At 32.2% G+C, this 22807-nt stretch carries 20 protein-coding genes and 1 pseudogene; 1 reads left to right on the top strand and 20 read right to left on the bottom strand.

Features of this window, described 5'->3' with window-relative positions:
- Window positions 1-35: 35 nt before the first annotated feature.
- From HZC47_04705 to eif1A, 12 genes and pseudogenes are all read right to left on the bottom strand, one after another.
- Window positions 36-671, bottom strand: coding sequence for a PHP domain-containing protein (locus tag HZC47_04705; GenBank protein MBI5680177.1), 636 nt, complete (start codon window positions 669-671; stop codon window positions 36-38).
- A gap of 24 nt (window positions 672-695) precedes the next feature.
- Window positions 696-2264 (bottom strand): hypothetical protein, encoded by a 1569-nt coding sequence (locus HZC47_04700; protein ID MBI5680176.1) that lies wholly within the window; start codon window positions 2262-2264, stop codon window positions 696-698.
- A gap of 79 nt (window positions 2265-2343) precedes the next feature.
- Window positions 2344-4041: a glycosyltransferase family 39 protein gene (locus HZC47_04695; protein ID MBI5680175.1), complete on the bottom strand. Its 1698-nt coding sequence runs from the start codon at window positions 4039-4041 to the stop codon at window positions 2344-2346.
- A gap of 1 nt (window position 4042) precedes the next feature.
- Window positions 4043-4921, bottom strand: coding sequence for a decaprenyl-phosphate phosphoribosyltransferase (locus HZC47_04690; protein MBI5680174.1), 879 nt, complete (start codon window positions 4919-4921; stop codon window positions 4043-4045).
- A 200-nt stretch (window positions 4922-5121) separates the two neighbouring features.
- A complete protein-coding gene (locus tag HZC47_04685; protein ID MBI5680173.1) occupies window positions 5122-6138 on the bottom strand; it encodes a phosphorylating glyceraldehyde-3-phosphate dehydrogenase in 1017 nt (338 codons plus the stop codon).
- Complete coding sequence (locus HZC47_04680) at window positions 6135-6671, bottom strand: SIS domain-containing protein (protein MBI5680172.1); 537 nt, start codon at window positions 6669-6671, stop codon at window positions 6135-6137. The genes HZC47_04685 and HZC47_04680 overlap by 4 nt, the downstream gene beginning before the upstream one ends.
- A gap of 134 nt (window positions 6672-6805) precedes the next feature.
- On the bottom strand, window positions 6806-7735 hold the full coding sequence (gene moaA / locus HZC47_04675) for a GTP 3',8-cyclase MoaA (GenBank protein MBI5680171.1): 930 nt from the start codon (window positions 7733-7735) through the stop codon (window positions 6806-6808).
- Between the two features lie 161 nt (window positions 7736-7896).
- Window positions 7897-8952 (bottom strand): DNA topoisomerase IV subunit A, encoded by a 1056-nt coding sequence (locus HZC47_04670; GenBank protein MBI5680170.1) that lies wholly within the window; start codon window positions 8950-8952, stop codon window positions 7897-7899.
- A complete protein-coding gene (gene top6B, locus HZC47_04665) occupies window positions 8942-10519 on the bottom strand; it encodes a DNA topoisomerase VI subunit B (protein MBI5680169.1) in 1578 nt (525 codons plus the stop codon). Before top6B ends, HZC47_04670 begins: the two co-directional genes overlap by 11 nt.
- 108 nt (window positions 10520-10627) lie before the next feature.
- Window positions 10628-11194 (bottom strand): RNA-processing protein, encoded by a 567-nt coding sequence (locus HZC47_04660; GenBank protein MBI5680168.1) that lies wholly within the window; start codon window positions 11192-11194, stop codon window positions 10628-10630.
- 41 nt (window positions 11195-11235) lie between these two features.
- The gene (locus HZC47_04655; protein ID MBI5680167.1) at window positions 11236-12012 is read right to left on the bottom strand and encodes a serine protein kinase RIO; all 777 of its coding nucleotides are present in this window, start codon (window positions 12010-12012) and stop codon (window positions 11236-11238) included.
- Window positions 12013-12130: 118 nt separating this feature from the next.
- Window positions 12131-12413 (bottom strand): annotated as a pseudogene (eif1A, locus tag HZC47_04650) (translation initiation factor eIF-1A).
- A gap of 498 nt (window positions 12414-12911) precedes the next feature.
- On the opposite strand from eif1A, the gene HZC47_04645 reads away from it, so the two are divergent.
- Complete coding sequence (locus HZC47_04645; GenBank protein MBI5680166.1) at window positions 12912-14129, top strand: molybdopterin molybdenumtransferase MoeA; 1218 nt, start codon at window positions 12912-12914, stop codon at window positions 14127-14129.
- Between the two features lie 15 nt (window positions 14130-14144).
- Here HZC47_04645 and HZC47_04640 read toward each other — a convergent pair whose 3' ends face one another.
- From HZC47_04640 to HZC47_04605, 8 genes are all read right to left on the bottom strand, one after another.
- A complete protein-coding gene (locus tag HZC47_04640) occupies window positions 14145-14945 on the bottom strand; it encodes a DUF1724 domain-containing protein (protein MBI5680165.1) in 801 nt (266 codons plus the stop codon).
- Window positions 14946-15107: 162 nt separating this feature from the next.
- Entirely contained in the window at window positions 15108-15578 is a 471-nt protein-coding gene (locus tag HZC47_04635) for a flavodoxin (GenBank protein MBI5680164.1), read from the bottom strand.
- A 63-nt stretch (window positions 15579-15641) separates the two neighbouring features.
- Entirely contained in the window at window positions 15642-16391 is a 750-nt protein-coding gene (locus HZC47_04630) for a hypothetical protein (protein MBI5680163.1), read from the bottom strand.
- A 169-nt stretch (window positions 16392-16560) separates the two neighbouring features.
- Window positions 16561-17340 carry a precorrin-6A reductase gene (gene cobK / locus HZC47_04625; protein MBI5680162.1) on the bottom strand — a complete coding sequence of 260 codons (780 nt, stop codon included), beginning with the start codon at window positions 17338-17340 and terminating at the stop codon, window positions 16561-16563.
- Window positions 17337-19874, bottom strand: coding sequence for a calcium-transporting P-type ATPase, PMR1-type (locus HZC47_04620; protein ID MBI5680161.1), 2538 nt, complete (start codon window positions 19872-19874; stop codon window positions 17337-17339). The genes cobK and HZC47_04620 overlap by 4 nt, the downstream gene beginning before the upstream one ends.
- Before the next feature lie 406 nt (window positions 19875-20280).
- On the bottom strand, window positions 20281-20532 hold the full coding sequence (locus HZC47_04615; GenBank protein ID MBI5680160.1) for a hypothetical protein: 252 nt from the start codon (window positions 20530-20532) through the stop codon (window positions 20281-20283).
- A gap of 32 nt (window positions 20533-20564) precedes the next feature.
- The gene (locus HZC47_04610) at window positions 20565-21281 is read right to left on the bottom strand and encodes a hypothetical protein (protein ID MBI5680159.1); all 717 of its coding nucleotides are present in this window, start codon (window positions 21279-21281) and stop codon (window positions 20565-20567) included.
- Between the two features lie 11 nt (window positions 21282-21292).
- Window positions 21293-22783: a hypothetical protein gene (locus HZC47_04605; protein ID MBI5680158.1), complete on the bottom strand. Its 1491-nt coding sequence runs from the start codon at window positions 22781-22783 to the stop codon at window positions 21293-21295.
- Window positions 22784-22807 lie beyond the last annotated feature (24 nt).

The following is a 22807-nucleotide window of genomic DNA, read 5'->3' as shown; positions in this document are numbered from 1 at the left end:
TTTTCTCTTGTATTCACAAATAGTTTTATTGTTGATCAAAAATATTTTCTCCTTAATTTCACCATTTTGGTTAATACGTGGTTTAAAGGTGTTGACCTTTTACCGAAAACTTCTAAATCATTTTTTAAAATAGCAGTCCTCACATCATCATTTTCTGTGATTATGCCTGCATTACCTATTTCATTTGTAAAATGAGCATCACTTCCCCCAGTTACTCCTAAATTATTTTCTTTTGCAAATAAAGATGCATTTTGATTAGATTTTTGGTGTACACATCTTGAATTAAATATTTCAACACTATTTATATATTTAATGTCTTCTTTTTTAAGGGTGAATGTGGAAGTCCTCATTTCATCAAAAGGATGAGGAACAACTACTACTCCATTTTGAGCTTTAATCTCATCTATAACTTCATGAAAATGATTAGATTTAATTTCTTCAGATAAAAATAATCCAATTATCTCGCCTCGTGTTGTTGTAACTTCACAACCGACTATTACTTTAAAATCATCTGTTTCATACTTTTTTGCTTCTAATCCTCCTTTTATGGTGTCATGATCTGTAATTGCAATTCCATTCAAACATCTTTTAGCGGCGATTTTGACCATTTTTTGTGGATCAAGGATTCCATCTGAAGAATATTTTGAATGAGTATGAAGGTCGTATTTCATTTTATCTTTCTCTATAATTATATTTTAGTTTTTTAAACTACATTCACTGACTTTTTGAAGATTGTAACTTATTTTTTCAAAATCATTTACATTTGGGTTTAAAAAGGGAATTAAATAATAATCATCTACGAATTTGATTGGAGCTAATTGTACATAATTTTTTCTTTGAACAAACTCCAAAAAGGGTTGCTCTAAAGTAGGATAATGAGTAATGGATTCTGAACTATTGGAAATAATTAAAACTAGCTCTGGCTCTTTTTTTTCTAAATATTCTTGTGTTGCTAACTTATTTTTTGCAATGAATTTATCATTTAAGCCAACCGTATCTAGATGGTTCCATCTAGAGAAATATGGGATTGCACCCGCATCCACACTTGCTATAGTATAATTGTAACCTGAAAACGAATTTAAACTTTCTCCAAGGGCAATGTGTGCAGCAGAGAGCCTTTCTCCATAAAAATGATCATATTGAATGTCATTTATAAATGATAAATTTATAATAATTAATAATATACAAAAGGCGTATTTAATAGATTCTAATCGGATTTTAGACAGTGATTTTAATTCTTTAAATAAAATAACAATTGAAATACTACTCAATAAATACATTAAGACAAATGAAGGATAGAAAAATCGTTGTGCATAATTCATTATAGGTGCAGATTGAATATATATAACATTTGCAGATATTATTATTATTAAGGAAATTGCAAGTAAATAATAATATTTTGTAATTATTTTACTTTTTTGATTCCAAACTAATTTAATTAGTAATATGGAAAGTAAAATCACTAATATAAATGGAATTACATGTATAAATGATAATCCATTAAGTATGGCTAAAAATTCTCCATAAGTAATGGCTTTTACATAAAAAGGGAGCGGAAAGGTCTCGTTGAAATAATTTATCCTAAAGATCATATATCCTACAAGTGGCACTAAATATATTAATACAAAGGGTATGTAAAAAGATAATGAGTACTTATTTTTTATTTTGAACAGGACTAATGTAAAAATAAATAAACTTAAAGATATTATGATTCCTTCTGGTCGTAAAAGGCTAATTAATAATGAAGCAATTGCAAAAATGTACAAATATTTTCTTTCGTGGAGTATAATCAGATTGTAAGAGGCATACATTATTAACATTATCATAAATGAGTAAAATGCTGTTTCAAGGCCGGAAACCGCATGTATTGCAGTTGCAGGGTTTATAAGAAGGAATGCTGATGCAACAGCAAATGCAGCAAAATATAATTTTTTATCATCAAAAAAATCAATCGTTATTTTCCAGTAAAAATATAATATTCCTATCACTGCTCCTAAACCTATTATTTTAGTAAATAAAACAGGATTCATGTTCAGTTTTATTAAAACAGCACTAAAAATAACCCATAATAAATTTGTATATCCTTCTACTGGCGATTCGCCAACATTCCATACAATTCCCTGGCCTTGGGCTATATGTAACGCGTACCTAAAGGTTATATAAGCATCGTCAACTGTAAAATTCCAAATATAAATTAAAAAGATTGTAAAAATGATTATACTTACAAAAGTTAGACAAATCCAATTATTTATTTTATTAAACATTAAGTTGTCACCACGTTTTTAAACGTATTATACAATATTTTTATTATAATTAACTAATTAAGAATTAGTGGGTCATATTCTAAGCTTGTTTAGGTCCGTTGAAAACCAGTTCATTGTTATTTATTTTCTGGTCTTTAATGTCGGAATAGTATATTTTCTGGCCATTAGCTAAATTAATGGTTTTTATAGGAATTTGTGATGTTATTTGGGAGAAATATGCTGATTCATTGCTGATTATCCATATTATCTTCTCTGTGGACTTATTCACTGGAATTTTAAATATATTGGAATCTAACCAGATATTAGTATGGTTTTCACCGTACCACGGAGAAACAATATAGTTATCTGCTTCTATTAAATAGTAAATTGGATAGTTTGGCAAGTAATACATGGCTTTCCTCCAGTTGAATCCTTCATTAACTCTGCTAATTTCACCCATAACTATTATTGTGTTGTTTGAATTAGAACCGGGTACTTGGGATATAGAATCAAGATAAATTTGTGTATTATGGTCATTTGAGACAATTTTTTGATTATTATAAATTAATGAAGTATCTATTCCCCATAATATTCCTTCAAAAGGATTTAAACTACCAAGAGGTGTTTCCCAAAGTTTTTCTTCATTTTGATTATATGGAATAGCAAAATATGCGGTATTAAACAGTATAACTGCAACTAAAATTATTGAAATCCATTTTTTTGGAGAGTAACGCCCAATTTTATTATTTAAACCATAAGCTAACCCTTTAACAAAACACGCTATAACTATAGCTAATGCAGGTACAAATACAAGCATATAACCAGGTTTTGCTAAATGTATTAATAGATATATAATGGATGCAGGTAAAAACCATAGTACAAGGAACATGACTCTGTAATCTCTCATATTTTCTTTAAATAAATGTAAAGGGCCTTTTTCTACGTATTTATGGAATAATGCCATAATGATTATGCCTGCAAATGTTAGTGCCAGCCCTGTCCACGCGGTAAATGCTCCAAGGTCTGAAAGTCGGTTAGCTATGCTTGATCCGAATAATAGGGAGGTTCGAGGGAAGCACATTTTATATAATGTTGCTGAAGCTTGAGAGTACTGTTCGTAACCTCCTGACAAGATAATTGTGGGAATAAACCACACTAAAACAGAAGGTATAAGGACTAAGATGGCTTTTAATAATCGTAATGGTTCTCTTTTATTATAAAATAGGCAGAAAAACCATAATGGGAACATAAAAATGATTAAGTCCTGTCTAAATCCGCCTGCAAGACCTAAAACTAGGGCTGAGGGGTAGAAATATTTTTCGTTTCCCTTAAAAACCATGTAAGACATGTAGGCGATAAGTGTTGCAAAGAACGCTTCACTGGGATAAATAGTGGCTATTTCTCCGTAATACCAGAATAACGGGTTAAACACAAGTAATATCGATGCAATAATAGCAATTTGCCTTGAAAACATCTGTTTAGCAAGGAAATAGATTAATAAAACTGTTAGAACACTGAATAAAATGCTTATAAATATCATCGTGTTATTAGGGTCATTAAAAAATGTGTTTATGCCTCTCCCTAAGTACACATAAAATATATAGCCTGGAGGGTGGGGCTGATGATTTAAAATGTTAAAATTTTCAAATCCAATAGCGTAATTTACAGAATCCCATTCATATAGATATTTACTTACAAAAGGAAGCCTTGTTATCACTATTAATAATGTTAAAACTGCTGAAATGATGAGATCACTGTTTCTTGGGTTAAAAGAGCTTAAATTAAATTTATCCATCACTTTAGATTACTCCTAACAAATGGAATATTGTACTTCCATAAAGCACGATTACAACTAAAATTACCCATAAAACCATGCTCAATAGCATCCCTTTATCTTTAAACAGCATTTCGGGCTCTCCACCAAAATTTTTAGCATGTACAAGATATATGTAACGGAAAAGACCGTAAAATGCAAATGGGATGGTAAGCATTATATATATTTTACCTGTAAAAAATGTATAAAGGGCGTAAGACATGATTAAAGCACTGGTTGTTATGTTAATCATCTGATCAAGCATTTCAGTGGAATAACCATCTAAAATTTGCCTGTGATCTCCTGCATCTGCCCCTAATAGGACTAATTCGTGTCTTCGTTTACCAATTGCTAAAAATAGTGCAATAAGGAACGTACCGATTATAAGCCATGGTGAAATAGTCACGCTAATTGCCAGACATCCTGCAATAGCCCTTATAACAAAGCCTGAAGAGAGTACCATTATATCTACGATAACGATATGTTTTAAAAACACAGAATAAACCAGTATCAGTATGAAGAAGGTTATGGCAGCACCTAAAAACATTATATTGATTAGATAGGCTACTACAAAAGTCAGAACAATAAATATTAAAGCAAATAATAATGCATGGCTTTTTTTCAACTTACCTGATGCAAGGGGCCTGGAACGTTTTTTAGGATGTTTTTTATCCTTTTCAATATCAATAATATCATTTAATATGTAAAGACTACCTGAAAGCACGCAGAAAACTGCAAATCCGGCAATTACATCAATCCATAGATCAAAATTTAAAAGATTTAATGAAAACACAATTCCTAAGAATATAACTAAATTTTTGTACCACTGCTTGGGACGCATTGAAATTACAAGTTCTTTTATCATTTTATATCACTGTGGTGTCTTAATTTCTTTTCATAGGCTTTTATAAGCTAAATTAATATAACTAATCTAAAGGTAATATTCACTCTCAATAAATACTACATATTTAAAAGGAGATATAAACTATTATATTCTTTGTATTTTCATTTATAAATTTATTCAAAATAAAATAAAAATAGAAAGTTATGGATTTAATCTCTAAATTAAAGAATTCCCATAGCTTTATTAGTTTTTTCAATAGATTTTGATGGATTATCTTCTATTTCAAGCATGGCTCTTATTGCATCCACATTTTCAGGAACAACGTCTGATTCTTGGTGAATAGCTTGCATGTAATATAATTCTCCATCTACAATATTTAATGATTCTTCCCAAACGCCGATTTCGAATAAATCGTTTCTTGAACGACCTAATTCTTTGGCATATTCCATAAACTCGGCAGTTGAGCCCAATCCTTCACTTGCTTTAAGTAAAAGAACTCTTGGAGTGTTGTTTAATTTATCTTTTATTTCATCAATGGTTGGAGTTGATTCCAGTTCAACCATTAAATTATGTTGGTGCATTAATGTTGTAGGCACCAGTAAAGCAATTGTGGTTATATCAAGGTTATACATAACTGTTTGAACATCAGGGCCGTGGTGAGAAGGTACAGTTGGTGGATTAGGAACTATAGCGTTAATTGGTCCTTTTTTAACTTGTCTTGGGTCGGCACCTCTTCTTACCATAACAGCTCTTACTTTTTTAATTCCACAGAGGTCATCTATTGGTTTAAGAGTCCTACAAAGCCCAGTAGTGTTACAGGAGACTACTCTTGCATAATCTTTTCCTATAACATCTTTATAGTTTGAGAATGAGTTAAATGAGAGTCCTATTGCATCGTGTTTTTCTCCACCTTCAAATATTGCTTTTAATCCTATTTTTTCATAGATTTGTTCTTTATTTTGAGCACCAATACCTTCTGGAGTACAGTCAACTACAATATCAAGTTTTTCAAATAGTTCTTCGGCAGTACCACTTACTTTGATACCTGCTTCTTCAAAGGAGCTTTCTCTTTCAGGAACACTTATATAAAGATCATAACCTCTTTCAACAGCCATTCTGGCTTCATAATCAGGGCTTCGCTTTGTTACACCCACAATTTTCATATCGTCCTGCGCAGAAACAGCATCTGCTACTCTTTTACCGATTGTTCCGTATCCATTTATTCCCACAGATTTCATAAATTATCCTCCTTATTTGCAAGTTCTGCAATGATACCTTCAAGAAATATCCGTGTAGATATCTCAAATAAAGTTCCAAAAGGTGTTAATGGCTCATATTCACCCGCTACTTGTCTTTCTATATAATTTTTGGTTTTTGCTTTAATTCTGCCCGGTATTTCAATTACAAGGTCTGATATCTGAGCAAGTGGCGAAAGATTAAAAGATGTTATAGATATAATTTTAGCGCCAATTTCACGTGCTTTTTTGGTTATAGTTAAAGTAGGTTCAGTTTCTCCAGATCCAGATATAGCTATAAGTATATTTCCTTCATTTATTTCAGGAACTATGGTGTCACTTACAACATAAACATCCCTGCGAATTTCACTAAGTCTTGAGGCAAAAGATTTCCCAACAAGCTCTGATTCTCCAAAACCACATATAAATACCTTTTCAGCATCAATTAGATATTTTTCCATTAGCAAAATGGTCTCATCATCAACATCTATACATTTTATATGTGTTGCTATCTCTTCAAGTACGAGTCTTAACATAAAAAACACCAATTTGTATATTTAGATATATTTATGACATTATAAAATATTATTGGATTTTATATTTGGATAATAGATGTGTTAATTAAAATAGTATGTATTTTGGAGTTAGATAATATCTTTCAGCTTGAAATTTAGCATTTATCATCGTAAAACGGTTTTCTATTTTCAATAGCGTTTAAAAATAGTTCTTTAAGTTCTTCATCTGAATAACCGTTCCTCATAGGTTCTAATAAATCAACCAAGTTGTCATTTCGAAGTAGACATGGTTTTATTTTTCCATCAGGCGTTATTCTAAGTCTTGTGCAGTTTTTACAGAATTGGGTGTTGTCCATAGGTTTTACAACCTCAATTTCCCCTTCATCAACGAAATATTTTTTTCTATCCTGCATAAACTGTCTTGTTTTAACGTTATCTGCAATTTTAGTTAATTCTTCTTCTAATTCTTCCATTTCATAATGATATTCATCAAAAAATTCAGTATCATGGCAATTATCTGTTTTTAAGAGTTCTATAAGCTGTAAAACAGCATTGTTTTCTTTACAAAACTGGAACATGTCCCATATTTCCTCATGGTTTATTCCTTTCATAACTACCATATTAACTTTAACCGGATAAAGTCCAACTTCTGAAGCTTTCTGGATTCCTTCTTTGGCATTTTCAATATAATCCCTTTTAGTTATGAACTTGTATGTTTCTGGATTTAGAGTGTCAAAGCTCACATTTACACGAGTTAGGCCTGCAGCTTTCAAAGATTCGGCATAGTTTCCAAGAAGAGTTCCATTGGTGGTTAAAGATATATCTTTAAAGTTTAGGGAGGATATTTTTTCAACAATTTCAACAATATCGTCTCGTATTAATGGTTCTCCTCCAGAAAGCCTTATTTTTTGAACTCCAATATCTGCAGCGACTTTTGCAGCTTTAAAGATTTCATCAGAATTCATTTCGTAGCTTTGAGGAATTATTCCATCGTGATGACAGTAAAAACATTTAACGTTGCAACGATTGGTAATTGAAATCCTAAGGGAAATGATTGGTCTTTCAAACTTATCTGACACTGGCATCTGTGAATGTCTCCTTGAATCTTTTGATTATATAAATTTGATTAGGAGTTATTGGATATAAATTTGATAGTTGATAGGTTGATTAAATTATTGAAAATATTTTAAAAAAAATAAAAAAAATTGGAAACTTATACTAAGTTTCCTAAAAACCTAAAAAATGTTTACATTGCATCTAATTTTTCAGGTAAATATGTATCTACGACATATTCAAGACCATACTTTGAAAAAGACTGCTGTTCTGCTTTTTTCCCTATTTTAAGCATTTTCTTAATTTCCATTTGCCAGTTTTCATCCCTGTAACGAGGATCCTTACTAAGCTCCTTTAAACGAAGAACATCAATGTCCTTTAGGGGATCGGTTGGAAGGTCATAATTGATTATATCACTTGCTGTAACACCTAAAAACTTGGCATCAGGTGTTGCAAGGTCATGGTTTACGTGAGCAAGCTTTGCACTTCCAGAGATTATAACCATGGCAATGTGGAACCCCCATGGATCTCCGTCGTTACAGATATAAACAGGTAAATTAAGCTCTTCATTCACACGCTTCAAGAATCTTCTTGTTGCTCTTGCAGCTTGACCCTTAAGTCCGACAATTAATGTGTCAAATTTATCATAAGCTTTTTCTTGAACCAATCTGTGGAACATACCCATTGTTTCTACTGCAATTACTCTTTGCACGTCATGATCTACAAATTCAACATCATCAATAGTTGGAGAGATGGTATATCCGGATTTACCGGATTTTATGGCGTTAATTTCAACATCATCTTCTTGGAGGATGAGATTACCGTAAACTGAAGCTCCATCTTCTTCGGGCATTAAACCAAGGTCTTCCCTGGACATTCCCAGTGTAACTTCAAGGTCTTCTCCAACGATATTTGATTCCTGCTGGTCGCCGAAATCAACTTCCCATCCTTCTGAAACATAATAAAGCTCCCTTAATGTGGCCGTTTTATTGGTTCTTATGAGTTCTTTACAGAAATTACCCATGTAAACCATTTGGGCTATTTTTTTTATCTGTTTAACATTACCCAGTGATCTTTGACCGTATCTGTCTCCAAGGACGTAATATCTTTTGGCATCGTCATAAACCAGATTTGATGTACCTCTTGAAGGTACTTTAATGGAGGGGACATTCCTACTGTTAACATCTTCTATTATTTGCTGTCCCAATCCTTTAAGCTTGTTAATTGCAATATCTCTTCTACTCAACATTGATTTCCTCCAAGATCTTTGGTTTCCTTGTTACTTTAGCTAAAACTTCCTCATATTCTGGAACATCTTCTTCTGCAAGCAATGCAGCTTCTTTTAATATCACAGGAACATATGTTTCAAATATTTTTGAACGCATTGCTTCTTCTTTAGCTGCTCTTTTGGCGTTTAAGTATTTTTGTAAGCTTCTTGCAATTTTCATGGTGGCCTGTCTTACTTCCTGCATAATTTCTTCTTCAGGAGCAACACTCTGCTTTCCTGTAGATAGGTAAGGCACGTGGGTTGATACAATATTTGCAAACACAGTTATGGGGGCATTTTCAAGGTCTTTAATACCATAACGCTTCCAATCTATGCTTTTTAAAGCTTCAGTTATACCACAACTTCCCTGATCAAATGTTAGGGGAACTCTATTCGCAAAACGCATGATTTCTGCCTTTTTCTGCTCACCAATTGCTCTTCCAGATTTTCCACCATAGGCGATCCCTGCTTCTATTACAAAGGATACTCCTCCTTTGTAAGTTTTAGGTTTTCTTGTAATTGTTTTAACGTATTCAGGTTCTAATATTTCCCTCATACCTTTTTCAACCTGTTCTTCACCTATTGGGATTAATCCTGCGGTTGGAGGAGCCATAAAGTCCATTTTTTGGAATAAATCCACGATAATTTCAGCTTCTTCCCATTTCATGTCTTTGGGGCGCTTGTTAAAATCAATTCCAGTGAGTTCTTCAATTTCATCAATTCTTTTATTTGACATTCTTGAAAGTGAACTTGTAAGTAAACTTCTAAACCTTCTTTTATCAGTATGCTTTGCCATGAAAATTAAATCATCTGCTGTAACTCCTTTTGGGTGAGGAAGCACTTCTTTGGGCATTGGGGGAATTTCGTCTGTTGCTCTATCGAATATGAATCTTTGGCCAGTAGGGTCTTTGAATATGATTTTAGCGTGGGGGTTTGCAATCATGGTTCTTCTTATGTATTCAAATGCTCCCTGCTCACTTAATGAGTAAGAAACATCTTTAAAGTGAAGTTCTGTACTTACACCTGTTGAATCAAGTTCAATTTCTTTTCGGTCCAATATAAGCCCTTGATTCTTTTTGACATCCATTTTAACTGTCATTCCCACCCCTTTTATTTTATCTCCCTGCTTATATCCTGAAGTGATTTTTACAGGCATTCCTGTGGTCATTTGAGATAATAAAACACATCCACTACAACCTAATCCTTGTTGTCCTCTTGATTGGATATTTCTGAATTTGGAACCTGCAAACATGGTACAAAACACTTTAGTGACGAAGTCTTCAGGTATACCTGGCCCATTGTCTTTGTGGTATAGGATATAGTGATCTTTATCCACTCTTTTAAGGTCTATTGTTATTTCTGGCAAAATTCCGGCTTCTTCAGCAGCGTCGAGACTGTTGGTGATTAATTCGTGGAAAACTATAGTTAGTGACCTTATTTTACCAGAAAAACCAAGCATTTGTTTATTTCTTCTGAAAAATTCAGATGCTGTAAGTTCTTTAAACTCTTCAAAGAGTTCTGATGCTTCTCTTTCGGCAGATGCTTCAATTTCCAAAGGTACGTTACTTTCCAAAGTTAGCCTCCTTCTAAATCCTTATTTTCTGATAGTATATAATGTTTTTACATTTGATATTAAATAATTTAATTAAATGCTTTTTTATTCTTTAATTACAATATGCTGGAATTCTTTTCTTTTTAATTCTTGCTTTTTCCTTTCTAAAAATGCATAGACACTTTTGTGTCTAACGCCGTCTAAAATCATTTGAACCGCTTCTTTGGCGATTTGTATTCTTTCCATATCTCCAATAAGTGCTACGGTCTTCCCATATACAGACATGTCCACATGGGTCATTTCCTTAATTATTTCTTTTGTTCGCCCTTCTCTACCTATTATTCTTCCTTTCTGTCTCATTACTGCTTTTTTTGATTTTCCAACAAAATCTGGTAAATTGATTATTTCTAAAATAATTTCATCATCAAGTAACTGGAGCGCTATTTCAGGACTAAAACCTCTACCTATTGCCTTTACAATAAATCTGGCCTTCCAAACAGCTAAAGGATCTTCTGTGTCTTCTCGAGGACTAATAGTGACACTACCAGTCTCACTTTCAATATTCAGCCCAATTTTTGTTATATTTTCGATATGTTCTTTTGTAACGCCGTCTTTTCCAATTAGGACCCCTATTCTCTCTTGGGGAATCTTAAGATATTCAGTGTTTGGCACATTTCCACCTCAATATTTTTAATATCTTATAAAATGTTTTATCATGATTTTAAATCAATAATTTTGCTTTTAATATCTTCAGCACTTATTTTAAGGCCTAATTTTTTAGAATCTTTCACAATATTGTCTATATCTCTGTTTAAGAGATCTTCAGAAATGGGATGGTCTCGGGTCATTCCCTGGGATATGTCGATAATCACAGGCTCATCATCTTGAATTAAAATGTTGAAACTTGAAAGATCACCATGCACAAGTCCTGCTTCTTGATATAAAAGTTTCATATAATATATTATTTTATTTATAACTTCTTCTGGGTTTTGGATATCTGATTGTCTCAGGGGAAGTGCAGCATTACCTTCTTCATCCCCAATGAATTCCATTACTAAAATATTATTTTTAGCCACAATGGGCTTTGGAACTTTAATTCCAGCTTCGCATGCTCTTTGAAGGTTTCTAAATTCTTTATTAACCCATGCATTCACAAGCTGACGTTTATTGGTTGTTCGCACATGGAATCGAGGATCTCCCTGGATATATATCTGCATTTTCTTAAAATCAGATGTTGTAACCCTGTATATTTTAACTGCTACAAATTTATCATTTTCATCCATGCCTTTAAATACATTGGCTTCCTTCCCTGTACTTATGGCTCCATTAAGACGATGGATGTATCCGGAATTTGAGAGTTTATAAAGAGTTTTAAGAGTAATTGAATCAAATACTTCGCTTCCAACTCGTCTATCTTCCACGCCTTTAAGTCTTTTTTCAGATAACATTTTCTGTAAAATATCATCTGCCTTTGATATTTTAGAATCCATTACAACTCACAGCGCTTTTTTTATATATTGAACTATTTAATAAAATTAAAATACTAAAAGCATTCAAACGCTTTAAATGTTAAAATCAATATAATGATTTTAAAATCCATTTAAAGAATTATAAGTTAAGATAACCTCTACGTTCGAGCCAGTTTGCTTCTGTTCTTGTGTATCTCCATATAACATCGGCTTTTTCATCGCTTTGGAAATCCCATGGTTTTATGAGAACTACGTCTCCTTCCCTTATCCATATCCTTTTTTTCATTTTTCCGGGGATTCTGGAAAGTCTTGTTATCCCATCAGCGCATCTTACCCTTAATTTACCATGACCTAAATATCTGCTCCACAACGCCGGGTATTTCTCCCTTTCTCGGTGATCTTACTCTTCTAATTTCATGCATTCCTTGTTGATGTCCTCTACTCAAATACTCTCCTCCTTCAATTAAAAATTTTTTAAGATTTTATAGTTTATAGTAATAAATAGGATAAATATATAATTACCAAGTAAATTCTGAATTTATGCAATGTTTTTTGAAAAATCAAGCAAATTTCTTGGCAAAATAATCATCATTTTAACTTACTCAGTTATATGTTGATTATAATATATAAAATAGTCTAATCAAAATTATTAAAAATAAATTATTTTAACTCAAATTTTTAGTCGTTTTTTATAGGAAAATCAAAACAATTAATTGAGTCAATGAATTGAGTTAATGACATATATATCTATTTAATTTAAATCAATACTTTTTTTAAATTTTAAAATAGTGATGTTTTTTTATAAAACTAGTCAATAATTAAATTATAGAAAAAATTTAAAAATTAATTAAATATCAACTTGATGATTATAAAACATAATTTCAGTTATTAAATGAATTCAACGTTAAAAGTGATTTAAAATGGGTACAGAGTTTTTAAAAATAATGGATCATAATGATGTGAAGGATATAATAAAAAATATTCCAATTAAAAGAAAAACTGAAAGAATACCACTAAAAGAAGCCCATAGAAGAGTGTTAGCAGAAGATATCAGAGCTAAAATCGATCTTCCACCTTTTAACCGAGTATCAAGGGATGGATATGCTGTAAAAGCAGAGGATACATTTAGGGCATCTGAGGATAAACCAGCAAAGCTAAAATGCATCGAAATAATACTTGCCGGTGAAGTGGCAACAAAAAAAGTAGAAAAAGGAACTTGTATTGAAGTTAATACTGGTGCTCCGACCCCTGAAGGTGCAGATGGCGTTGTTATGGTGGAATTTACTGAAAAAGAAGGGGATAATGTATATATTAATAAAGGAGCTACTGTTGGACAGCATATCGCTTATAAAGGTTCAGATATCCAAAAGAATGATCCTCTTTTAAACTCAGGAATTTTACTTACGCATGATAAAATAGGAGTTTTAGCAGCTATAGGCATTGGAGAAGTACTTGTTTTTAAAAAACCTAAAGTAGTCATTATATCCACTGGAAATGAGATAATAAATTATGATGAAGAGATGGAATATGGTAAAATATATGATATAAATTCTCAAACCATTGCAAACGCCGTAAAATCATGTGGATGTATTCCTATATACTCAGGAATTTCAAAAGACGATTATAATGATATTAAAAATAATATTAAGGAACACTTAGATGCTGATGTTATTATAACATCTGGCGGAACATCTGCAGGTGGGGGAGATGTTCTTAAAGTTGTTTTAGACGATATTGGAGAAATATTTGTCCATGGAATTGCTGTAAAACCAGGTAAGCCTACTATTGTGGGAATAGTCAAAGATAAACCTATTTTCGGACTTCCAGGATATCCTGCAGCAGCATTAACAGTATTCCATGTATTTGTGGCCCCATTTTTAAGAAAAATGGCATTTTTAGATTCTCATAAAAAGTCAGATGTATTGAAACTTAAAATTTCGAAGAGATATCACTCTTCAAGGGGAAGGCATCAATTTGTCCTTGTTAAAATAGAAAAGGGGACGGCACATCCTATACTTAAAGATTCTGGTGCAATAACTGCTATTGCTGAGGCTGATGGTTATTTTGAAATCCCAAAAAATGTGGAAATGATTCCAGAAGAAAGCGAAATTGAAGTAATCCTTTTAGAAAGCAGATAAAAACTTTTTTTATGATTATTTAATTTCTTCGCTTTTTTTTAGATAATAGTCAAACAGTTTATTTCCCCAGCAAATAGCGTCCTCACTTTGACATACTAAATTTGTTTTAGAATCATTTCTTCCATTTATTTCAGGTAGATTTAATAATAAAAAGTTATCTGTGAGAATTAAAGTTAATTTTAAATTATTATGTATGGCAAACTTTAAATTACTTTTTTTATTTACTATTGAGGGTGTTTTAAGATTTATTTGTGGAGATGTATCTTCTAAATCATTTTTTGCAAAAATAAGGTTGGAATTTATATTTTGATGCAAAATATCGCTAATAAATTCATTTATAATGCCTGAAACTGGAATAATACATTTTATATATTTAGATTCGGCTATTCGGCCAGAATATGTATTTAATATAATATCAATAGGTGAATTTGTTATTTTAAGATGCTCTAAACATTCGATTTCGTCAAGTAAACTTATTGGAATCTCTTTTAGGTCATGATTCAGCAAGTAATCTTTATTATTTTTAAGGAGGTAAATGGCTTTTACCAGGTTAATAAGATTAATGGCAGTTATTTCCCCTGTTTGTGACAATGAATAATCTTGAAATTCTTTGATTATCAACTTTTTATTTTCTAACTGGCCCATATTGTGTAAAATTGCAGAAGCATTTGTTTGAACCTCATTTTTAAGTTCCCCTAATTTTTTTGGTCTCTCTTTTAAGCTGATAATAATTTTAGTCCTGATATCTGAAGAAGTAATGAATTTTAAATCGTTTTTTATTTCTTCATAGGGTTTAAAGATATTATCTGAGTCCATTTATCCACCATATAAAATTTATTGAAAAATGTTAGTAGATTTAATTATATGAATTTATTCAATAAATATAATAGGGATAATAAAAAATATAAAAGAAAATTTTTATTTTAATTGGATTAAATTACTTAATCTCATAAATAAAAGTAGTTATTATGTAAAATATTATATTTTCATTTCTTTTATTTCATTTATTATTTCGTTATCACTTTTTTTGCCACTGTTTTCGATGGCTATGGTTTTAATTACATTACCACCATTATCTTCAATAATTTTTTGCATAGAAGCAAGTGCACCTTCAGGTTTCGATCCACTAAGAGTTACAAAGAGAATTACATCTTTTCCAGTAATTTCAAAGTTTTGAACTGCACTACGTACTGCGGGCGCAGGTTTTCCTGCCCAAACAGGTGTTCCAATGCATATAGTGTCATAATTAGATATGTCTAGAGTTTCAGGCTCTATTTGGGTCAATTTATCTCCCCTTGCATCAAAAGCAGATCGTAACCATCCTAAAATTCCCATCCTATTTTTTAAGTCTTTAATTTCAATTAAATCCCCTTCTATCTTTTCTGCAAGAGTTTTTGCTGCAATTGCAGTTTTTCCAGTCCGTGAATAATAGAATACAGTAGATTTCAATTTTACAACTCCTTTTTGATTTAATATTTTGCACTTTTATTAATATGAATATCTCTATTTATTTTAAGAAGCAAAGTAATCATTTGTTGTTTGCACTGATTTCACTGTGATCTGTGAATTATTCTTTAGTACAAATTCGCTTAAACCTACATGAGAGTAGGGGTTACCCCAGTCATATGTATATCCTAATCTTGTCCAGGGATATTTTTTAGGGAAATATGATGATATTATGTTGTCATTGAACCATTTCTTGTAAGCAGGGTCAATTGAACTTGGGAAATCCAGTTGTGCAGTTGTATCATTGATTTCATTGTCTGGTGATGGTCTGAATAGATCCTGTGGCTTTACCCAGATTTCTGCAAAATAATCATTCTTTGAATCTGGAGGTAAACCTAAAAGTTGTGCAACCCTTAATTTGAGATACTGTTTAGAAACTGAATGAGCTTTAAAGAAATTTTTTATTTCTGGTGCAACTGTAACCCATGTTTCTCCCCATGAATTAGTTATATTTTTTCCAACAGGATAGCTGGAATTATATTTTGTCCATACAACGACTAAAACCCGTTTATCACTACCATTTCCTTGCCAGATTAAATTAGAGTTGTTTTCAGTAATAGGAGTCAAATGAGAATCAATTTCGCTATTTTCGGCAATTGTAGCATCATCAATGGCATTTACATAAGTTTGATTAAGATTGTCATTTACAGCAAGTGTTCCTGTAAAATAATGAGAACCTCCATTAATTGAAAAGCCAATAAGCAAACCTACTGCAAAAATAGCCGCAAATAGTACATAATCTATATTTTTATCCATTATAACATCTCAAATAATATTTAACCGTATTTTACTTAATGTTTTATTTTATCTTTTTATTGTATTTTATACTTTTACTAATAAATTGAAGGATTATGCAGCTTAATTTACTTTAGAATATCTAAATGAGAATATTGAAGATCAAAAATTAATTCAAATGTTTTTCAATTTAATCATCTGATTTTAATATAAAACTAATTATTTCATCTAAATCTGTGAAAACATTTTTATTGCTAAGTTCTGAGATTTTTGGACGAGTAACTAGTACTATGTGAATTCCAAGTTCAAGAGCGCCGCTTATTTTAGATAAAGTCCCCCCAATCTCTCCACTTTCTTTAGTTATAATGAGAGATATATCATATTCTTTCATCAAAGCTTTATTGAATTTTTTAGAGAAAGTTCCCTGCATTGCAATTATATTTTCCGGTTTTAATCCAAGATCAAGACATTGTTGAATAGAATCTACCGAGGGAAGAACCCTCGCAAAAACAAGTGAAGGATCAATTTTTCCAATTACAGGTTTTAACGTTGAAACACCTGCAAGATGAAGAACTCGACCATTTGTTAATTCCAAAGCCTTGGCAGATGCTTCATGGAAAGAAAAAACCTTATGAATTAAAGGATCTTCAACAATATCTATTGAAGGCCTTTCAAACCGAATATATTTAATTCCAACACTTTTTGAAGCATCAATGGCGTTTAATGTTGCTTGGGATGCAAAGGGATGTGTAGAATCAACCAGGACATTTATATTTTTTTCTTTAATTATTTCAACTAATTCGTCATTATTTAGGCCTTTAGAGATTATTTCATCAGCACCAGCTGATTTTACAATATTTCCGCCGTAATCTGTGGTTGTTGTTGCTAATATGTTAACTTCTTTAACTTCACTGAGTTTTTTTATGATATTGGCAGCATCCTTTGTGCCTGCCATTACCATAACATTCATTTTATAAACCTCTCAGCAAGCCAATCACTTATAATTATAGTGCTTGCAACAATTAAAATTAAAACCCAATCAAAAGCAGATAACGCAGTTGTTCTAAAGATTCCTTGGAGGAATGGAATATATAAAACTGCTAATTGGAGGAGTAAGGATATAGAAATGGCTATAACCAGAAACTTATTTGAAATATTTTTAAGACTCTTTTCTGACCTGCAATTAAACACGTTGAATATCTGATACATAACAAAGACCGTAAATGCCACACTGGTGGCTTTTAAAGCACCAACTCCACTTATTAACTCATAATAATAAAGTAAAAGTGTTCCTATGGTCATCACAACTCCGGCAAGAGCTATCTTAATCAGATTTTTCCTTGGAATTATCTCTTCTTTTATTGGCGGACGATCCATAACATTCTTTTCAGGCGGCTCAACACCCAGAGACTGTGCAGGGGGTCCATCCATAATAATATTTATCCAAAGTATCTGAATGGGGTTAAAAGGCACAGGAAGCCCTATAATTGATGAAGATGTAATTGTAAGTATGGCGCCTATGTTTGTTGAAAGTTGGAATCTAACAAATCTTCTGATATTATCGAATATGGTACGTCCTTCTTTAACTGCTTTAACAATGGTGGCGAAGTTATCGTCTTGAAGGAGCATGTCTGCGGATTCTTTAGCAACATCAGTACCGCTACCCATGGCCACTCCAATTGCGGCTTTTTTAAGGGCAGGGGCATCGTTTACACCATCTCCAGTCATAGATGTGACATTTCCCTTTTCTTTAAGTGCTTCTACAATTCTGACCTTCTGTTCAGGGAAAACCCTGGCATAAACTTGAACATCTTCCACAATCCTTTCAAATTCGGCATCAGTGAGCTTATCTAGATGAGGACCGGTGAGAACTTTACCATCTGTAAGAATTCCAATCTCCTTTGCGATGGCTGCTGCAGTATCTTCATGATCTCCAGTTATCATTACAACCTTAATACCTGCTTTGGTACATATGGCCACAGCTTCTTTAGCTTCGGCCCTCGGAGGATCCATCATCCCTGCTAAACCAACAAACACTAAATTTTCTTCTAATTTATCTTTATCTAATTCATCAAATTTACTTTCTTCATAAGGAATTTTTTTATAGGCTAAAGCAAGAACACGAAGAGTAGCATGGGTCATACCTTTTAAATCATTTAGTATGGATTCTTTATCTTGTTTAGTGATTTTTTGAATCCTTTCACCCTTTTCAATCCACAAACATTTATTTAAAACTATTTCTGGAGCTCCTTTAACTAGAACATACTTATCTCCACCCATCTCGTTTACAGTGGTCATTCTTTTTCTAACACTATCCAGTGGAATTTCCATAATTCGAGGATACCTTTTTTCAAGCTCTGATTTTGAATATCCATTTTCTTCTGCAAAAAGTAACATGGCTCCATCTGTAGGATCGCCTATAATTTTCCCTTCATTTAGACTAGCATTATTACATAATGCAGATATTTCAAACGCCTTTTCTGGAGCAGTTATACGAGTTTCTCTCACAGTCATCCTGTTTTTAGTTAGAGTACCGGTTTTATCAGTGCATATAACATTACATGAACCTAAAGTCTCTACTGCAAGAAGTTTTCTAACAATTGCATTGCTTTTTGCCATTCTTTGCATTCCAAGAGCAAGAGTCAAAGTTAAAATTGCAGGAAGCCCCTCTGGAACAGCTGCAACTGCTAATGAAATTGCAGTAAGGAATGTTTCAACAATTGGAGTTCCCTGTAGATATTGCAGGGCAAACACTAATGAACAAACAGCTATTGCAAGAATTCCCAGATTTTTCCCTAATGTTGATATTTTTTGATGTAAGGGTGTTTCTTCATCGTCTTCCTGTATCATCTCTGCTATTTTTCCTATAGCAGTTTTCATGCCTATAGCTATTACAATACCCTTTCCCCGACCTAAAGACACGTCAGTTTCCATAAAAGCAAGATTTTGTGTGTCTTCATCACCTTCAACAATTTCTGAATCTTTTTCAGCAGGAAGTGACTCTCCAGTAAGGGCAGATTCATCAACTTTTAAATCAATACTTTTTATTATCCTTAAATCTGCAGGTATATTGTCTCCTTCTTCGATTACAACTATATCTCCCAGTGTAAGCTGACTTGCAAGTATTTTTTGTTTTTTACCGTCCCTGATCACTACTGCTTCACTGGAAATTAATCCTTTAAGTTTTTCCATGGCCTTTTCGGCACGATATTCCTGTATGAATCCAACAACAGCATTTATTATAACTACAACGAGAATAACGATGGCATCAATTGCATCTCCCACATAATAGGCTGCAATTGCTGCTATTATTAATATAATTATAAGTATTTCCTTAAACTGGCTTAGAAAAAGGGTGATTGGTCCAGATTTCTTTTTTTCTACTAATTCATTCAGCCCATATTCAAGGTTACGTTTTTTGGCTTCTTCTGTATTTAAACCGTTATCTGCATTAGATTTCAGCTTTTTTAATGTTTCTTCTACACTCAAGTTATGCCATTTCATTTTTAACACGCCTTAAACCATAAAATTTAATTTTCTAAATCAATTTAATATTTTGATAAGAATTTATAAAAATTATTTTTATAAAAAACCGCTTTTAAGGTCTTTATTAACACTGTTATTTCATTAATTTATTTTATACTTCTTTAAATTTAAACTTTGAATTAATAAAATTTATGATTTAAAATAAGTTTAAAACAGTGAATTTAAAAAAAAATAGAATTGAAATAAAAAAAAATAGAATTATTTATTATTTTGACTCTCTTTTTAGATTGAGTAGGATGGTTTTTATTCTGGTGAATTTGGTTTTAACTCCTTCCCACAGTTTTGACAGAAACTAGCTTCCAATACATTCATTACACCACAATTTGAACAATACATCCTTTTTTCTTTTAATTTTTGGCTGATTTCATTTGCTTGAAATCTTATCTTTTTTTTCTTTAATTTCATGTTCCTGTTCTGGTTCTTTGCCTTTTATTATGTTGTATGTTATTGCTGTTGCAAAAAACACGAATCCTAATAATATTAACCGCTCTAATGGATGGTCACTAAAACTATAGCCTGGCCAAACAGCCTGAACACCAATAGCTATACCACTAAACAGTAAAATAAAAACTAAAACAGCCACAACAATTGCAATAACTTTCCTAACATTCACCATTAAACACATCCATCTAAGATATAACTTTTAATTCACATTAACTTACTAATATCCGTATTAATTAACTTTAAATATGTTCTATGTGCCCTAATAATATCAAAAGTGTTTATTTTATCTCTACTCTCAACCACAGCACTGCAACCCGACAAAAGCTTCAAAAAAGCATTTTCAGTATTTGTGAAGATTGGTGTTTGTCCATTGGCACCTTTCCATTTATTAAATACAGACATATACCTTATTTCAAAAAGGTCATTAAAGAGTTTTTTTGTTTTTTTATCATTCCATTTAATCTTACCTAACCTTTTAAAGAATTCTTTAGTTGGTTGGGGTGTTTTTTGGTTTGAATCGAACTCTTCAAGCATTAAAAGTATTCTTGCAGCCATTTCACCATAGCATATTTTGTCTAAATCTATTGTGGTTAAGTCTCTTTTTATTCTAATGATGTATAAATCCATCATGAAAGCATAGACTATTAAAATGTATTTTGCAGTTAATAACGGCGCAAAAGGTATATTTAAAGGGAATTTACTCATATTTTTTGATACTAGTTTAACAAGATCAGAAGGTTTATCATAACCTCCTGATTTAAAAAGAGGAATATTTTCCCTATCATGAACCAACTTCTCATAAACCCATGAATCAGGTAAACTTAATATACCTTCCACGACTTCTTTTAGTCCTTCAATATTACTGAAGTCTTTTAGTACTTTTTCTGCTACTTCTGGGGCTGGTTTTTCTTTTAAAAACATGTTTTTATCTCCTACCACCGGAATAAGTTTGTTACACCATTATAAATTGTGTTTCCTAGTGATTGGACTCCATTGTAGATTGTTGTTCCTATTGATTTAATTCCATTGTATATTGTGTTGCCCACGGATTTAAGTGTGTTGTATGCTGTTTTTCCATACTTGATAAGTGTTTTACCATATCCTATTGCTTTTTGAGTTAGGGGATGTTTTATTATTGCTTGAACAGTCGGGTTATTTTTGATTTTAGTTATATATTTAGGTGCTTCTGTTTTTATATAATTATTGAGTCCTTGGGATTTAGCTTTTTGATATTCTCCTATTAATGTATTTTTTGTTGCCTCATATGCCTGATTGGCTGAATTCATCAGTTGCGTTGTTTTTTCTTTAATGTAATTAATATTATCATTTAAAAGTTTCCCTGTTTTAAAATAACCATCTTTTAGTTTTCCTATAGGGTCTGAAATAAACCCTCCAAGGTCACCTATGCCTCGTTTAAGTTGGAAATCATTTAAATATTTCGCAGTACTAATCAAATTTTCATTTTTAGTTAATTTAGCCCCAAACTCAAGCGTACCAGTAAACCAGCCAACAGGATTAGGAAAAACAACACTACTAACTCCTGAAACAAGATTCTTCCAAGTATCAAATTCATTTAATTTAAATTTATTACCTATATCTCCTGCGAATTGTTTAATTCCGTTTATTAAAGCATTGTCTCCTAGGTTTATGTTTAGTCCTAGTTTTTCTAGTATTCCTGCTCCTTTTATGCTTCTTCCTGCCCATGATGCTACTCTTGCAATTGGGATTAGTGATACAACGTTAATTATGGTGTTTCCCATGGACATGTCACCATTTTCATCTATTCCTAATCCAAAGTCAAGTAAAGCTTTGATGTTTCCTACGCCCCATCCATCCCAATTTTTATAGCCAGGAATAGTTAGAAAAGTGTAATCCCAGAAATCCCAGAAGTTACCTGTCTGCCAAGCCTTTTGAGTGGCCTCATATGTTTTCTGTGCAGTATAATCTCCTATATAAGAACCTATAGGATTAACTACATAAAAAGGAAGCTTACTCATCCCCTTTGAATACTCATATGCCTCTTTTAAACCAGCACCAAACAAGTTTTTCATTTCTTCTATGCTTAGAGGTGTTCCTCTTCCGTTTGGATTTGTGGTTAGTGCGTTGCCTGTATAATACTTATTAAACTGTTCTTGGCTCATGATTACTGTTCCCAGGAACGGATCCTGTATGATATAATTATTACCAAGTTTTCCGAGGATTAGAGCATAATGATTGTTTCCATTAATGTTTAGGAGTACGATGTCGTTGGGTTTTAGTTGACCAGAATCAACTTTTAATCCTGTTAGTTGTATTCCATAATATGATGCTGCTTGTGACAGGCCATGCATGCTGATGCCTTGACGGGTTAATCCTCCAATCTGTGATATAAGATTAGCATCTGCCTTTGCACCTAAACTGTTTAGAAGGTTACCTAAAGCCATAGCTCTGCACAAACTAGTGTTCGG

This window comes from Methanobacterium sp. (assembly GCA_016222945.1).
Lineage (GTDB): Archaea > Methanobacteriota > Methanobacteria > Methanobacteriales > Methanobacteriaceae > Methanobacterium_D.
Note: the sequence above shows the minus strand (reverse complement) of the source record. Positions and strands in the feature narration are given on the sequence as shown.

Bases quoted from the DNA above. Each gene is read 5' to 3' on its own strand.
- HZC47_04705 (MBI5680177.1), bottom strand. From the start codon at position 671: ATGAAATACGACCTTCATACTCATTCAAAATATTCTTCAGATGGAATC.
- HZC47_04685 (MBI5680173.1), bottom strand. From the start codon at position 6,138: ATGAAATCTGTGGGAATAAATGGATACGGAACAATCGGTAAAAGAGTA.
- HZC47_04690 (MBI5680174.1), bottom strand. From the start codon at position 4,921: ATGATAAAAGAACTTGTAATTTCAATGCGTCCCAAGCAGTGGTACAAA.
- HZC47_04680 (MBI5680172.1), bottom strand. From the start codon at position 6,671: ATGTTAAGACTCGTACTTGAAGAGATAGCAACACATATAAAATGTATA.
- HZC47_04630 (MBI5680163.1), bottom strand. From the start codon at position 16,391: ATGGATAAAAATATAGATTATGTACTATTTGCGGCTATTTTTGCAGTA.
- HZC47_04610 (MBI5680159.1), bottom strand. From the start codon at position 21,281: ATGTTTTTAAAAGAAAAACCAGCCCCAGAAGTAGCAGAAAAAGTACTA.
- cobK (MBI5680162.1), bottom strand. From the start codon at position 17,340: ATGAATGTTATGGTAATGGCAGGCACAAAGGATGCTGCCAATATCATA.
- HZC47_04640 (MBI5680165.1), bottom strand. From the start codon at position 14,945: ATGGACTCAGATAATATCTTTAAACCCTATGAAGAAATAAAAAACGAT.
- HZC47_04605 (MBI5680158.1), bottom strand. From the start codon at position 22,783: ATGGCTTTAGGTAACCTTCTAAACAGTTTAGGTGCAAAGGCAGATGCT.
- HZC47_04645 (MBI5680166.1), top strand. From the start codon at position 12,912: ATGGGTACAGAGTTTTTAAAAATAATGGATCATAATGATGTGAAGGAT.
- moaA (MBI5680171.1), bottom strand. From the start codon at position 7,735: ATGCCAGTGTCAGATAAGTTTGAAAGACCAATCATTTCCCTTAGGATT.
- HZC47_04700 (MBI5680176.1), bottom strand. From the start codon at position 2,264: ATGTTTAATAAAATAAATAATTGGATTTGTCTAACTTTTGTAAGTATA.
- HZC47_04615 (MBI5680160.1), bottom strand. From the start codon at position 20,532: ATGGTGAATGTTAGGAAAGTTATTGCAATTGTTGTGGCTGTTTTAGTT.
- HZC47_04655 (MBI5680167.1), bottom strand. From the start codon at position 12,012: ATGGATTCTAAAATATCAAAGGCAGATGATATTTTACAGAAAATGTTA.
- HZC47_04620 (MBI5680161.1), bottom strand. From the start codon at position 19,874: ATGAAATGGCATAACTTGAGTGTAGAAGAAACATTAAAAAAGCTGAAA.
- HZC47_04670 (MBI5680170.1), bottom strand. From the start codon at position 8,952: ATGTTGAGTAGAAGAGATATTGCAATTAACAAGCTTAAAGGATTGGGA.